General features: G+C 41.1%; 15 protein-coding genes and 1 tRNA gene. 6 read left to right on the forward strand and 10 right to left on the reverse strand.

Translation table 11 applies throughout. The features are described 5' to 3' along the window. Positions 1-26 precede the first annotated feature (26 nt). Both JWG41_RS02235 and serA read right to left on the reverse strand, forming a co-directional pair. Positions 27-803, reverse strand: a complete 777-nt coding sequence (locus tag JWG41_RS02235; RefSeq protein WP_205268333.1) for a hydroxyacylglutathione hydrolase — start codon at positions 801-803, stop codon at positions 27-29. Positions 804-827: 24 nt separating this feature from the next. Further along, a complete protein-coding gene (gene serA, locus JWG41_RS02240; RefSeq protein ID WP_205268334.1) occupies positions 828-2,051 on the reverse strand; it encodes a phosphoglycerate dehydrogenase in 1,224 nt (407 codons plus the stop codon). A gap of 57 nt (positions 2,052-2,108) precedes the next feature. Between serA and JWG41_RS02245 the strand changes: the two genes are divergently transcribed. After that, complete coding sequence (locus JWG41_RS02245) at positions 2,109-2,654, forward strand: hypothetical protein (protein ID WP_205268335.1); 546 nt, start codon at positions 2,109-2,111, stop codon at positions 2,652-2,654. A 129-nt stretch (positions 2,655-2,783) separates the two neighbouring features. Here JWG41_RS02245 and lysS read toward each other — a convergent pair whose 3' ends face one another. Both lysS and JWG41_RS02255 read right to left on the reverse strand, forming a co-directional pair. After that, positions 2,784-4,268 carry a lysine--tRNA ligase gene (gene lysS / locus JWG41_RS02250; protein ID WP_205268457.1) on the reverse strand — a complete coding sequence of 495 codons (1,485 nt, stop codon included), beginning with the start codon at positions 4,266-4,268 and terminating at the stop codon, positions 2,784-2,786. Between the two features lie 9 nt (positions 4,269-4,277). After that, entirely contained in the window at positions 4,278-4,916 is a 639-nt protein-coding gene (locus JWG41_RS02255) for a hypothetical protein (RefSeq protein ID WP_205268336.1), read from the reverse strand. A gap of 103 nt (positions 4,917-5,019) precedes the next feature. Here JWG41_RS02255 and JWG41_RS02260 point away from each other — a divergent pair. Then, a tRNA-Leu gene (locus tag JWG41_RS02260) sits at positions 5,020-5,101 on the forward strand. Between the two features lie 255 nt (positions 5,102-5,356). On the opposite strand, the gene JWG41_RS02265 is transcribed toward JWG41_RS02260, so the two are convergent. Then, positions 5,357-6,241, reverse strand: a complete 885-nt coding sequence (locus JWG41_RS02265; protein WP_205268337.1) for an alpha/beta hydrolase — start codon at positions 6,239-6,241, stop codon at positions 5,357-5,359. Between the two features lie 70 nt (positions 6,242-6,311). On the opposite strand from JWG41_RS02265, the gene JWG41_RS02270 reads away from it, so the two are divergent. After that, a complete protein-coding gene (locus tag JWG41_RS02270) occupies positions 6,312-6,752 on the forward strand; it encodes a DUF1499 domain-containing protein (RefSeq protein WP_205268338.1) in 441 nt (146 codons plus the stop codon). On the opposite strand, the gene JWG41_RS02275 is transcribed toward JWG41_RS02270, so the two are convergent. Together JWG41_RS02275 and JWG41_RS02280 are read right to left on the reverse strand one after the other, a co-directional pair. Continuing rightward, positions 6,744-7,841: an NAD(P)/FAD-dependent oxidoreductase gene (locus JWG41_RS02275; RefSeq protein ID WP_205268339.1), complete on the reverse strand. Its 1,098-nt coding sequence runs from the start codon at positions 7,839-7,841 to the stop codon at positions 6,744-6,746. The genes JWG41_RS02270 and JWG41_RS02275 overlap by 9 nt on opposite strands. Before the next feature lie 30 nt (positions 7,842-7,871). Continuing rightward, complete coding sequence (locus JWG41_RS02280) at positions 7,872-8,093, reverse strand: hypothetical protein (protein ID WP_205268340.1); 222 nt, start codon at positions 8,091-8,093, stop codon at positions 7,872-7,874. A gap of 29 nt (positions 8,094-8,122) precedes the next feature. Between JWG41_RS02280 and JWG41_RS02285 the strand changes: the two genes are divergently transcribed. Further along, positions 8,123-8,746, forward strand: a complete 624-nt coding sequence (locus JWG41_RS02285) for a methyltransferase (protein WP_205268341.1) — start codon at positions 8,123-8,125, stop codon at positions 8,744-8,746. A 45-nt stretch (positions 8,747-8,791) separates the two neighbouring features. On the opposite strand, the gene JWG41_RS02290 is transcribed toward JWG41_RS02285, so the two are convergent. Next, positions 8,792-10,228 (reverse strand): APC family permease, encoded by a 1,437-nt coding sequence (locus tag JWG41_RS02290; protein WP_205268342.1) that lies wholly within the window; start codon positions 10,226-10,228, stop codon positions 8,792-8,794. A gap of 133 nt (positions 10,229-10,361) precedes the next feature. Here JWG41_RS02290 and JWG41_RS02295 point away from each other — a divergent pair, with 133 nt between their 5' ends. Next, positions 10,362-10,616, forward strand: a complete 255-nt coding sequence (locus JWG41_RS02295) for a hypothetical protein (RefSeq protein ID WP_205268343.1) — start codon at positions 10,362-10,364, stop codon at positions 10,614-10,616. 73 nt (positions 10,617-10,689) lie between these two features. Here JWG41_RS02295 and JWG41_RS02300 read toward each other — a convergent pair whose 3' ends face one another. Further along, entirely contained in the window at positions 10,690-11,787 is a 1,098-nt protein-coding gene (locus JWG41_RS02300; RefSeq protein ID WP_332461273.1) for a hypothetical protein, read from the reverse strand. Between the two features lie 6 nt (positions 11,788-11,793). Further along, the gene (locus JWG41_RS02305) at positions 11,794-13,464 is read right to left on the reverse strand and encodes an EAL domain-containing response regulator (protein WP_205268459.1); all 1,671 of its coding nucleotides are present in this window, start codon (positions 13,462-13,464) and stop codon (positions 11,794-11,796) included. 144 nt (positions 13,465-13,608) lie between these two features. Between JWG41_RS02305 and JWG41_RS02310 the strand changes: the two genes are divergently transcribed. Further along, positions 13,609-13,878 carry an RNA recognition motif domain-containing protein gene (locus JWG41_RS02310; RefSeq protein ID WP_002974517.1) on the forward strand — a complete coding sequence of 90 codons (270 nt, stop codon included), beginning with the start codon at positions 13,609-13,611 and terminating at the stop codon, positions 13,876-13,878. The last annotated feature ends 26 nt before the right edge of the window (positions 13,879-13,904 follow it).

The following is a 13,904-nucleotide window of genomic DNA, read 5'->3' on the forward strand; positions in this document are numbered from 1 at the left end:
CGTTTGGATTTTGTAAAATACAAAAATTACCAGTGGTCTCGCATTCTTCTTAAAGTCAAAAATACAGAACGGTCATCGGTGATGGGTTCATTCAATTCTCGAAGTCGGTCGCCCACAGAACTTGTTTTCCTTCTGAAAAATGGATTTAAGTTCTTTTCTGCACCCATTTCGGATACTTGAAAGGGTTTGAGAGAGGACTTATATTCTTCCCGGAAATCATTGTTTGGATCTACATGTTCAGCAAACTTGAGATTGTTTTCCCAATAATCATGACCTGGATACAACAAACAACTGTCAGGTAGTGTTTCATAACGAGACTTTATGGTATCATAAAGGGCATTCGGATCCCCACCGCGAAAACAGTTTCCTACGCCCACATTGAATAGGGTATCCCCAGAGAAAATTCCAAGAATGGTTTTGGGATTTCTATGAACAAAACTCAGATGAGAGAATGTATGTCCCGGTGTGTCCCAAACAAGAAGGGATTCTTCCTCTGCGGAGAAGGCAATATCACCTTCCTTAAGAATTTGATCGAGTCCCGGGATTTTATCTTTGGCATTCGAATGTCCGTAAACGATGGCCCTAGTTTCCTCTTTTAGTTCCAAATTTCCTTGGGTATGATCCCCGTGTTCATGGGTGTTGAGAATTCCCTTTATTTTCACACCCAATTGTTTTGTATGTGTTAGTATGGATTTTGCATCGAAGGGATCGATGGCATAGGCCTCACCCGTTCGGTTGGAATAAACAAGATAACTAAAGTTTCTAAGGGGAGAGTTTGTAAAGATGGGAAGGATTTCGATCATTTGGATTTTTCCTCCCCATCATTGTTAGTAGAGAATTCGAGTGCGAATCGAATGTTTATGGGCTTTGATTTTATCTTTTAATTCATCACCCAAGTTTTTGTCAATTTCCATACTCAAATAACCAATATTAGACGAGGTGCTTAAGTTTTGAGTTAAGATATTTCCCCCCAAATCAGAGATGATGGAGTTGATATCTCTTAAAAACCCTGGTTGGTTTTGGTGGATATTGAGGATTCTGTGGTATCCCGATTTCAAACTTCCTAGTTCAATATTGGGAAAGTTCACAGAGAAGGTTGTGGATCCATTGTTTACATACTTCAAAAGTTTTTCTGCGACTTCTGATCCAATATTCCTTTGAGCTTCTTCCGTAGAACCACCCACATGCGGTGTTAGAATGACATTCGGTAGGCCTTGGAGAGGGCTTGAGAATGGATCATCGTTAGACTTGGGTTCTTCCGGAAATACATCCACTCCGGCCCCAGCAAGTTTCCCGGATTTTAATCCTTCCACTAGAGCATCAATTTCTAATACCTTCCCACGAGAAAGGTTCAGTAAATAAGCACCTTGTTTGACAACATTCAGGTGTTCTTTGCGGAATAGATTTTTTGTTTCATCAGTTTCCGGAACATGAAAGGTAATAAAATCAGATTGTTGTAGTAGTTCTTCATAACTATGTACAGAAGAGGCATTTCCGAGTGGAAGTTTGGAAATGATATCAAAAAAGACAACCTTCATTCCCATAGATTCCGCAAGTACAGAGACTTGAGATCCAATATGTCCGTAACCAATGATTCCTAAGGTTTTTCCCCGTACTTCAAAACAACCCTTAGCAATTTTATTCCATTTTCCTAGATGAACGTCCCTGGACTGATCGGTTGCTTTTCTTGCAAGCATGATGATCTCAGCGATCACAAGTTCTGCCACAGACCGAGTATTGCTGTATGGGGCATTGAAAACAGGAACGGCGCGTTTTTCTGCGTCTTCCAGTTCCACTTGGTTGGTTCCAATACAGAAACATCCAATGGTCATTAATTTTTTAGCATTCTCTAAGGCCTTAGTTGTAACATTTGTTTTGCTACGAATGCCTAAAACATGTACATCGGCAATTCTTTCGATGAGTTCCGCTTCTTCCATCGCATCTTTGACGAGGGTAACGTCAAAACCGTCTCGATGGAAAAGTTCATATGCATCCTTGTGGATGTTTTCCAGAAGTAGGACTTTTATTTTTCCTTTAGGATAAGATACCATAGGAACAGGATTTTTTCCTTTGCTAAACCTTGCACCTCGAAAAAGGTTGAGCTTACCATGGAAAGAATTTTGTCCTTCACCCGAATTTCCGCCATTTTCCTCACTTTTCTGGTTTTTGTTTCCTGTTCAGGAACCAAGGCCTACGTGGTCACACCGGAACCAACCCTAGAGCAACAAACTGCCATTTCCAATGAGGTTTGTTTGAGAAAGTTTCTATTCGTTTTTGGAAAACGACCTTGTGTCTATTTCAAAGCGGAAAGGGACAATACCTCTGGCCTGGTTCAGTATTTTTTACTTTATGAAATTGGAACCTTTGATGTGGACCTTCCCATTGGTGTTTCCTTGAAACTAGGAGATACTTGGTACAATCTCAAACGCACCAATACCGACTATTCCGATACCATCATCATTACCTCAGCCATTTCTTCGGAGATCATTCCGAAAGTGGGTGAGAGTCAAAATATTGGAATCAGTTATACCAACAGAAAGGAAACGATCAACTACCACTTGAGTTCGGGCCAAACGGCTACCTTCCAATCCAATCTATCCAAATTGATCCGCACCATCGAATCCGAGCCAAAACTCAATATCAACAAAAAGTAATATTGTTAGTCTGCTAAAAAAGAAAAAGCCTCCAGGGATCTAATCCAGGGAGGCTTTTTTATGTTTAGAACGGATCTCTAAATTGTTTTAGTGAGCCGTTCCTTATCGTTTTTAAATCTTTGTAAGATTCTATTCCGGTCTCATCAGAGGGAAGAGAATGGTGTCACGGATGGAGTGAGAGTCTGTGAGTAACATCACAAGACGATCGATTCCAATTCCAAGTCCACCTGTGGGAGGAAGGCCATATTCCAAAGCGCGGATATAGTCATCGTCCATCATAAAGGCTTCGTCGTCACCGGCTTCTCTTTGTTTCACTTGTTCTTCAAATCGTTCTCTTTGGTCGAACGGATCGTTTAACTCTGTAAATGCGTTTCCAATTTCCCGACCAGCCACATAAGGTTCAAATCGTTCCACATATTTCGGATCATCTTCCCTAGATTTTGCAAGAGGAGAGAGTTCTTTCGGAAAATCTGTGATAAAGATGGGTTGGATGAGGTGGGGTTCCACAAGGGAACTAAAAACATCATCACATACCTTCCAAATCGAAACAGAATCAGAAGAGTCCACATCTTTGGCTTTCGCCTGAGCGATAGCATCTTTTAAATCAGTGATTTGGCTAAAATCAATTCCTGAATAGTCTTTGATGATATCAATGTATTTCACACGTTTCCATGGAGGAGAAAGATCGATTTGGTCTTTTCCATAAGCAAATTTCAAACCTTTGCCAATGGACTGGGCTACGGAAACAATCATTCTCTCGGTAAGAGACAACATGGCTTCCATATCACCGAATGCCATATAGGCTTCCATCATCGTAAATTCAGGATTGTGTTTTGTAGAGATTCCTTCGTTCCGAAAGTTTCTGTTTAGTTCAAAAACCCGGTCAAGGCCACCAACGATGAGTCGTTTCAAATAAAGTTCAGGAGCAATGCGAAGGAAAAGTTCCATATCCAATGTATTGTGGTGAGTGACAAATGGACGAGCCGCAGCACCACCAGCAATGGGTTGCATCATAGGAGTTTCTACTTCTAAAAATCCTTCATTTGTCAAAAATTTTCGAATTTCAGAAATGATTCGAGAACGCATTTTGAATGTTTCTCTTACGTTTTCATTCACAACCAGATCCACATAACGCATACGGTAGCGTTGTTCTACATCCGAGAAGGCATCATAAACAACACCGTCTTTTTCTTTCACAACAGGAAGAGGGCGAATGCATTTTGCAAGAAGTTGAACGCTTGTTAAGTGAAGCGTAGTTTCCCCTTTTTGGGTTTGAAAAAGCCATCCTTCAACACCAATCCAATCTCCCAAATCTAAAGATTTAAAAATAGAATAGTTTTCTTCTCCTAAATCGTCTCGAGTGGCATACAATTGGATGAGGCCTTCTGCGTCACGTAGGTGGGCAAAACTTGCTTTTCCCATCACACGTTTTGCATGCAATCGGCCACCTAATTTGAAGGATACTTTTTCTGTTTGGTTCGGATCAAATCCTGCAATCAGAGATTTGGAATCGGCATTGGGAAAAAAACGAAGTGGGTAGGGGTTGATTCCTTTTGTTTTTAAATCGTTAATCTTTTGAATGCGTTGTTCAATGAGTTCGTTGGAATCTTTAATTTCATCCATTTACAGGATACCTCTAATATAAGAATACAGATAACGTACAAATTCGCTGGTAATTTCTCGAACTCCATCTTCAGTCAAAAACCAATTGGAAACGGAGACGTCCGATGGAAACCCGTAAGCTGTCACCTTGATTGGCAAACTGGCTAAGGTTTTGCGATAGGTTCCTAAAACTCGTTTGGTTTCATATTCCCGACAGAGGAGTAAAATGCTTCCCAGATTGTCAGAAACAGCGATTTTTAATAGGTTTTTGGATGCCTCGTCTGTGTCACCCATTTTGGTTCCAGGGATGATGAGAGAGGATACTGTGCTTGGACTAATTCCTATCGAATTCAAATGTTCTTTGATTTTTGATTCGCGTTCCCCTGGCGAATAGAGAAGGTTTTGTGTTTTGTCTTCTCGTATAACAAGGAGTAGCTTTTTGAAATCACCACGTTGTGACAAAGTCGCGACTGCTTTTAGGATTTTTTTGGAAGGGAGTGGACTCGTAACTTCCAAAACAGCAAGATCTGATTTTTGATAGGTTTCGGATGATTTTAACCAATAAGGAGCAGAAAGGGTAAGGCCTACTAAAACAAGTAGAGGAGAAAGAAAACCCATAAATAGGAGTTTGAGTCGAAACGTAAGATCGGATACTTGCATACTTGACCCCTACAACCTACCTAATTGTGAGTGCAAGTGACAAGAGAAAATTCATCTCCTTGACGAAAGAACCTGTTTTCCTAACCTGTCCACATACACACCCGCTCGGATGGTGGAATTGGTAGACACGCTACTTTGAGGTGGTAGTGCCGCAAGGTGTGGGGGTTCGAGTCCCCCTTCGAGCAAATTCCCTTTTATCATAACCCAAACACTCAAATATACATAAAATCGACTCGAACAGTTTTGTGAGCCGAATCGTTGCGACCCATAGGGAGCAATGATTTGGACAAGCCGACCCGGAAGGGAGGCGACGAACAAAACCGCGCCTCTCCGCTGTTTGGACAGGATGTCCAAACAGCGGAGAGGTCGAAGTCCCCCAGCATCATTTACTCCTATAAACCATATAACTCTGATTAAATATTCCTTTTCATTCCAAACACCTACTTCAAATACTTCTGAAAGAAACCAACCGCACGCGATTCCGCCTCTTTCGGATCAAAATTCCAAAGCCTTTCATGCCGATTGCATTCCGGTGACCAAAGAGATTTCGGTTCTCCTGCTTTTGCGAATAGATCCTTCGCATGGTGGTAGTCCACGTAATCATCCATAGTACAATGGAAAAGAGCGACAGGCCTTGGACTAATGCTGGCAATTCTATCAATCGGTCTTACTGTATCGATGTCCATATCTCCTCGTAAATTGAGAGCCAATTTGACTACAGGGATGAGGGGATAGTAGGGAATTCCAAAATCACGATTGGCCGACTCTACAAGTACATCAATGGCACTCCCATAACCGCTGCTAAAGAGTCCGGCTTGAATTTCTGGATGGTCTGCCATGGCGATGATACTTGTTGCCGCACCCATAGAAAACCCAAAGATTCCAATTTTTTCATAACCTTTCTTTTTTAGAAAGTCGATTGCAGCTGATACATCCTTTTGTTCATGGAATCCCATAGAAGCAAAGCCACCATGGTTTCTTCGTAAACTTAGGAGGAGTAAATTGTATCCGGCAGCATGTAGACTTTTCGCAAACCGAATGCCTTCGTTTCGTTGTCCCCCATGTCCATGTACAAGGATGATAGAAGCTTTGGATTGTTTGGTGGGAATCCAGTAACTAACAAGGTTCAGTTTGTCCTCAGTTTCGAATTGGACTTCTTCGAAATCAAGACCCACTTCCTTGGGTCCTTGGCAAAAAACATGGTGGTCCGCTTTACAATTGACTTTGGGATATAGAACCAAACTAGAAAAATAATACGCAGCGGCGATGAGTAAGATGATACTTATAATCAATCCAGAAATTGTGAGTTTTTTGATGCCTTTCATGTGCCAATAAAAAACAGGAAATTCCAAAATTCTGCAAGTAAAAAATAGAGATCTGGATTTTTTGGAAGTTATGGAAGCTGCATTGAGTGTTTTCTTTATCTGTTGTATGAGTGTCTTAAGCCCACTCTCTGGAGTGAGTGACGGGGAACTACGGGGATGTCCACCATCACCTAACTGCGTTTCTAGTCAGAGTATGCAGTACAATATTGTTCACAAAGTAGATCCGATTCCATACACAACCTCACGTCGGGTGGCTTATGAACGGATTTCCAAATACTTTCATGAATCTGAAAACATTTGGATCAGTGAAGAGAAGGATGGAGAATACATCCGTGTGATTTTTTTTACAAAAGTATTTCGATTTCCTGATCGCGTGGAGATTTATTTTCCCGAAGACAAACAGGAAGCCCAAATTCGTTCCCAATCGATTCTCGGGTTATGGGATATTTTTGCCAATCGCAGGAGAGTGAACCAGTTTCGAGAGTTACTCGCCAAAGAAGAGTTAGAGTAAATTGTTGTGTGATAGAAAATATATCCCACCCACAATCCTTTCGATCTTTGCACCAAAGAACCAATCTCCAAGGATTGTAATTCCTGTTTGTTTACAAAGGTCTTTCCATTCTTCAAAAGTGACGGAGTCAAGTTGGAGGGGACCTTCTCGACCCAGAAGAGGCATCTGGGCTTGGGCATACTTCCACCGATGGTTCCAAATCAAGTTAGGTTCCGGAGCACCAAATTTTTCTTTTAATCCTTGGATGAGATATTCTTGAATCTCTGGATTCGGTTTTTTTTCCGAATCCATCCAATTCCCAAAATGAGATTCCGAAAAAATAGCACCAAATTGGACAAGGAGTGCGGAACCTTCCCGAAATTCGTTGGGATATTTTAAACTCTCCCAACTTTGGTATTCCCAATCACTGCCTCTCTGTAAAGAGGTGGTGATCGGAATCGGAGAATCGGGGTTTAAGTGGAATGCTTTCCAATTTGGTTTCCATTTGTCCCAGTAGAAGTAACTAACTAAAGTTTTGCGGTAGTCGTTAAAGGGTTCTAAAAAATCGGCCCAAAGTTTTAGTTTAGAATTTGTATCCGATCTATCGATAATTTCTAAAATTTGTGGTATGGGGAGGGTAAGAACCACAGAATGAGAACATACAGTCTCGATTTGTTTGGTTGCCGAGTTATGAAATTCCAAATTCCAAGTTTCCTCTCCTGATGCTTCTAGTTTTTTTAGAGTATGGCCTTGGACCGGTTTTACTTTGCCAAACATTCCCAAAACCAAATCCGACATACCGTTCACCGGATAGAAATGCAAGGGATCATAAATCGGTTTCGTTTGTATATCGACGGATTCGGACTTCCAAATTTCGGATAGGGAATACTTTGTTTCCTGACCGAGCCAATGTACATCCATAAGGTCACGGAACATGGTGGCTCCAAAGTCATAAGAAAGGGAATCGGATCCGAACTTACCAGATACCCTTCCTCCATAGGACCTTCCTTTGTCGTAAATGACAACACTCGGATCCAACATGGCGATGGCGGCACCCGAAATTCCAGAACCAACCACAACGGGAACTTGATAACAAAAAATGGGTTTCACGGCATTAGCGTAAGACGAATGAAATAAGAATTATAATTGTTTGATCAGGGCTTTCAAATCATTAATGAGAGAAAAGGGAACAGGTTTGATTTCTTCTGCCAATTGGATGGTTTCTTGGATGGTGCGAGTGAGAACTTGTTTTTCCGCAGCATAAGCAGCCTGCGGTAGTTTGGACTTGTTTTTCTTAAAAATGGTAACTTTGTTATCAATGATCTCAATCATTTGGTTCAAATACTGAATCTTTTGGTCCATAGGCCAATAGATGTAACACAAGGGAAAAAATGAGAAACCAATTTTTGGATCAGGGAAAGAAAATCAACGTAGGGGAACTGATGACAGATTCCTTATGGGATTCGTTTTTGCCAAAAAATTTCCAAACTCTTTCTCCTTTTCAGTGGACTCCGATTTCAGTAGTCGAACGGACATGGAAGTATCTGCAAACAGATATGCCTGAGTCCATCGTGGACTTGGGTTCGGGAGTGGGAAAGTTTTGTATTTATCTTTCTTTACTTTCGAAATCTACCATCAGTATTACTGGTGTGGAAGATCGCAAAGACTTAGTTCTTGTTTCCGAATCCTTAAAAGAACGTTGGAATACCCCGAAGGTGGAGTTCCAAAACATAAATTTTTTAAAACAATTTCCTTATGGTCATTCTCATTATTACTGTTTCAATCCCCTGTATGAGACGATGAAGGGAATTCATTCCATAGATACCCAAAAAGAAAAATCAGCGAATCAATTCCTAAAAGATTTACAAACCTTAAAACAAAACCTTTTGTTATTAAAACCAAAAACGAAACTCATCACCTTTCATGGATTTGGTGGAAATTATCTGCCGGGATTTCGAGTCATTATAAAAGAAGAAATATCGGGTGGTGAGTATCTTGTTTGGGAAAGGGAATAAACGCAAATCCCAAACAATGTAGAGAGGTTTAAATTCGAGAGAGAATCATTTGCTCTTTTTTAGATGTGGTTTAGCAATCAGTAAGTAAAGGAGTCCTGAGGAGATCACAACAAGGGTTGTAAATATCATTCCATAATTGATGTACCAAGGTTCTTCCGGAGTTCTTGGCCAAACCATATTGGCAACCGCTGTCACTCCATAAAATAGAGCCAGACCATTGATGTACACTCCTAGTTTTCCCAAGGTAAAGGACCCTTTGGGTTTCCAACCTTTCGATCGTGCATACAAAGCAGCGATGACAACCATTTGGAAGGCTACATAGATTCCGGCAGAAGCAAAACTAATGATGGTTGTTACCGCATCTTGTAACCAATGGCCCATACTCGCAATGATGATGGGAATGAGTCCCGTAATAATGAGTGCATTTACCGGAACCTTTCCCGATTTAGAAAGGTGGTTTAGGTGTTTACTTCCAAAAATCATTCCATCCCGTGCGAAGGAAAACAGAAGGCGACTGGCAGCCGCTTGTAAACTTAATAGGCAAGAGAGAAAGGAAACCATCACAACAACGATGACCATTCGGTAGCCCGTAACCCCCATAGCCGAAACCAGAGTTGTGGTCACAGGATCATTGTCTTCCCCTGAGATGGCTTTGTCTATATTGGGAAGGGCCAAGAGTAGCGCCAAACAAACGAAGGTGGCAGCACCCCCTCCAATATAAATCGTCATCCGCATGGATTTAGGGATTGCTACACTGGCGTTAGGTGTTTCTTCTGCCACATCTCCGCAAGCCTCAAATCCATAATAACAAAACATAGCTGCCACGGAAGAGGCAAGGAAAGCCGGGAAGTAGTCCACTCCTTCGCCGAGGGAAAATGTATTCCAAAGGATAGAAATGGAATTTACCTTAGCAAAGAGTAAAAGGTATCCACCCACAACAATGGCACCAATGAGTTCGCATAAAAATCCAAAAAATGCTACCTTGGCAAGAAGCCTTGTTCCACTTAAATTGAGAAGGGTGGAGATAAAAATCATGATGATGGCAATCCAGATAAAACCGGAATTTCCAAATTCGATTCCCAAAAGTTGGCTTAAGAAAGGGGCACCACCGACGGCAACAGCAGCGACTGTTGTAAACAGGGCCCAGGCATAAACCCAAGCGGACATCCAAGCCCAACGTTCTCCCACCAAACGGAGAGACCAAGGATAGATCCCGCCAGAGATGGGGTATTGGGATACAATTTCACCAAAGACCAGACAGACGAGGAATTGGCCAAAACCTACAAGGAGATAGTTCCAGATCATCGGCGGCCCACCGGCTTGGATGGCTAGGGCAAATACGGAATACACTCCGACAACGGGGGAGAGGTAAGTAAAACCGAAGGAAAAGTTTTCCCAAAAACTCATACTACGTTCAAATTCGGATTTGAGTCCGAGTGCTTCTAATTGTGCAGAATCCTTGTCATGAGCATTTTGATTCATGAAACATCCTTATACTTTCCTTGGAGTTTTGGATTGGTTTTAGAAGGAGCCTTGTTTTCTACAAACGATTTTGTTTTTCCATTGACGCAAAGACTTCGGAAATCTAAATTTTTTCCAGTTACGGATACTAGATATGAAACAAACAATATTTTTAGCAATGATGCTATCACTGGCACTCAGCTGTGCCAGTTCGGAATCAAAAGATGCGGGTTCGAATGAACCAGGTCTTGTGAATAAACTAATCGAAAAAGCCAATTCGGAAGAAGGGCAAAAAGCCATCCAAATGGGAAAGGAAAAACTCCAAGACCCGGCCACTCAAGAAAAACTCAAAGGTCTACTCTCTAAAGAGAAAAAGAAAAAAGAAGTTCCTGGCGTTCCCGCACAGTAAGTTTTTTTAACCCTTTCTATCCGCCCTATCTGAGTCTCTCAAGGCAAGATGGGGTTTGGATTTTCTTTCTAATTTAAAACCTTCCCAAGTCTTCATTCCCACCCGATTGTTTCGCAATTTCTTTTAAGATCCAATTTCGCACCAATCCCATATCACTGAGCTCGCAAAAGAAATGTAGCGAATAGGTTTTTGCGGAATGGTCATTCACAAGGTAAAGTGTATTGTTTTTCAAAAGGATCTCTTCATAGTCTTGGAAAGGATAGGCTTTTCCATTAAAAAATAGAGTATCTTTAGAAATTTGAATTTCTTTTCGTTTCCTTCTGTTCCACCAAACATAAATTAGAGGAGAAAAACCAATTCCTAAAGACAGGATGAAAAAGACAATCTGTTCGGTGTTCGGCGGAATTGATTCCCAGGAATCAAGAGATAAGTCTACAAGAGATCCAAAAACAAAATGAATGATCAGTGTAAGGGCTAAACTCACCGTGATGGCGATGATTGTATAGATCTTAGGACTGTAGTTGGATTTGAGTAGGGAAGTCCCACCCGTGCTCTCCATTAAAAGTTGGGACTTAGGACTAAAGGTTATCTCTGAGTCTAAAATCTCTTTAGGAACTTTTCGTTTGTGGATGGGAAGGTCGAGGTCTGTATAGGGAACTAGTTCTCCCGATTCCTGCTTGATGGATGTTTTTAATTGTTTGGCAATACTCTCCCCAAAGAGTCGCACTTCCGGATAGTTTGTAGATTCAGCGATGGCAAAGCTCTCTCCTTCTAATTGACCCATTACAGTATACACAGTTACAGTTCTTGATCCATTTTTTGATTTCACAGTGTAGCTGTATTCCGAGAAAGAAAGGAACTGGATACGATCAAACGGAATTGTTTTTACCGTTTTGTTTTTTTCCACCAAACGAATGGTTCGTGCATTCGAATCGATATCACTCCCTTTGGGTTTTTGTAAAACTTTGAGAAGGATATGAGGCATGATGCAGAAAGCAAAAATGATTCCTCCCACGATCACCACCAGAATGGGATCTAAAGTCAATAGTTCTGCTTCATAGAAGGTGGGGACAAAAATCCCAAGAACCACAAGGTCAAAAACAAACAACACCCAGTGGATGAGGGCATTGTGTTTGGACCGATGGTCCCTGTAATGTTTTACTAGTTCCACGGCGACTTATAGCTGTAAACTGCTCGCTTCCGGGAGTGAAGGCGAAGGTTTCATAAATAAATAACCTTGGGAGTATTCAATTCCTAAGGTTTCAATCATGTCTTGGATGGCGGGACGATCCACAAACTCCGCCACAACTTTGGCACCAATCCCACGTGCCAGTTCCACAATCCCTTGGACAAGAAGATAGGCAGTTCTGTTTTCCGGCAGGTTTTTGATGAACTGTCCATCAATTTTTAGATAGTCTGGATCCACTTCGAGCAAACGAGAAAGGTTGGAATATTGAACTCCAAAATCATCGATGGCAATTTGACAACCAATGGTTTTTAAATCGCGAATGGTATATAAACTGTTTTTATTTTCGGAAAAACTAATATCTTCTAAAATTTCAAAAGTCACTCGTTTGGGTTCAATTTTGTAATGTGTCAATCGGGTCTCGACCCATTTGCTAAAACTTTTGTATTCTAACTCGGACTCGGTCAGGTTGATTGAAAAATCATAAGGTTTGTCAGAGAAAAAATTCATAGACTCATCAATCATTTGCAAACCTATCATTCGAATGCTTCCCGTCACCTTTGCTAGTTTTAAAAACACGTCGGGTGTGAGGATGGTATCTTTGTCTTTGATTCTTGCTAGACATTCAAACTTTCGTATTTGTTTTGTTTGGTTGTCTAAAATGCCTTGGAAATATGGCACAATTTGTTTGTTCGTGATCGCAGTTTGAATCTTTTGGCTTCGTTGGAAGTTTTGTAAGTGGTGGTCTGTAGAAAGGTCATCCGTATAGGAAACAAAATCATTGGAACCTTGTGTTTCCGCACGGAAAAGGGCAAGTTTGGCTTTGTAGTAACAATCTTCTTGTCCAGAAGCAGAGGAATACCGGCATTCCAAATGGAATCCTACTTCATCCAAAATCAAATCGTCGGATTTTAGAATCATCCGAAAACTGCGCATCTTTTCAACGAGACCTTGTTCTGAAAGATTGGATAGGATGGCAATTTCATCGGAATAAATATGGTAGACCGTTTCTTCGTTTTGTAAGTGGACGGAGAGTAGTTGGAGGAGTTTTTTAAATATTTTTCTGTAAACTTCGATTCCGAAAGTTTTGATGATGCTCGGAAAACTAATAATTTTTATGAGCAGGATGGAATGTTCCGGGCGGTGACTTCCATCTCCCTTTAGTTGTTTCACTAAGGATTCAAAATTAGGGTATTTGGAGTCTCTGTGAAAGTACAAAGAGTCCGCTAGTTCTTTGTTTTTTTCCTCTAGAGATTTTTCCTGAAAGTAAGCATCGATGGCTTGTTTGATGGTAAGTTCTAAATCATGGGCATCCCAAGGTTTGGAAAGATACCGGTACAAACAACCATGATTCAGGGCATTCCCTATGGCTTGTGCGGGTGCTTGGCCCGTTAACATAATCTTTTTGGTACGAGGGTGGGTTTCCTGCATTTCAATCAGGAATTCGTCCCCTTTTTGTCCAGGCATCACATGATCGCAAATGACAACGGCTAAGTCTGCGGATGTACCCGCAATTTCTTTCATAATCTCTTTTGCTGTCTCTGCACTTTCTGCAGTTTCAATGGTGAAATTTGAACCAAACACTTTTTTTAATTGTTCTTTCAGGTTCCAGAGGATAAAGAATTCGTCGTCGATACAAAGGATATAAGGTTTTTCGTTCAAAGGGGTACCTAGAGAAGACATACAAATAATCTCTATCTTTCAGAATATGCAAGAAATATTTGATGTTGACAATTTCTTTCCATTGTGTCTAATCGACCCGTTCCAAGGACATTGGAACCTGCAGTTGGTTTTACGAGGACAGTAATGGTTTCTAACAAAATTTATGTAGGGAATTTAAAATTTTCCCTTAAGGAAGAAAATATACGCCAGATTTTCTCCGTTTACGGAGTGATTCAAGATCTGAAAATGATTCATGACCGGGAAACTGGTAATTTTAGAGGGTTTGCATTTATAACTTACGCCAATCCGGAAGAGGCAGAAGAGGCTGTCACCCAAATGAATGGCCAGCCTGTCGACGGGAGAAATCTAAAGGTGACCTTTGCCGAGGATAAAAGAAAAGAGAAACAGAACTAAAATTCACTTTTCCGATAGGGCCTATC

The sequence above is a fragment of the Leptospira chreensis genome (assembly GCF_016919165.1).
Classification (GTDB): domain Bacteria; phylum Spirochaetota; class Leptospiria; order Leptospirales; family Leptospiraceae; genus Leptospira_A; species Leptospira_A chreensis.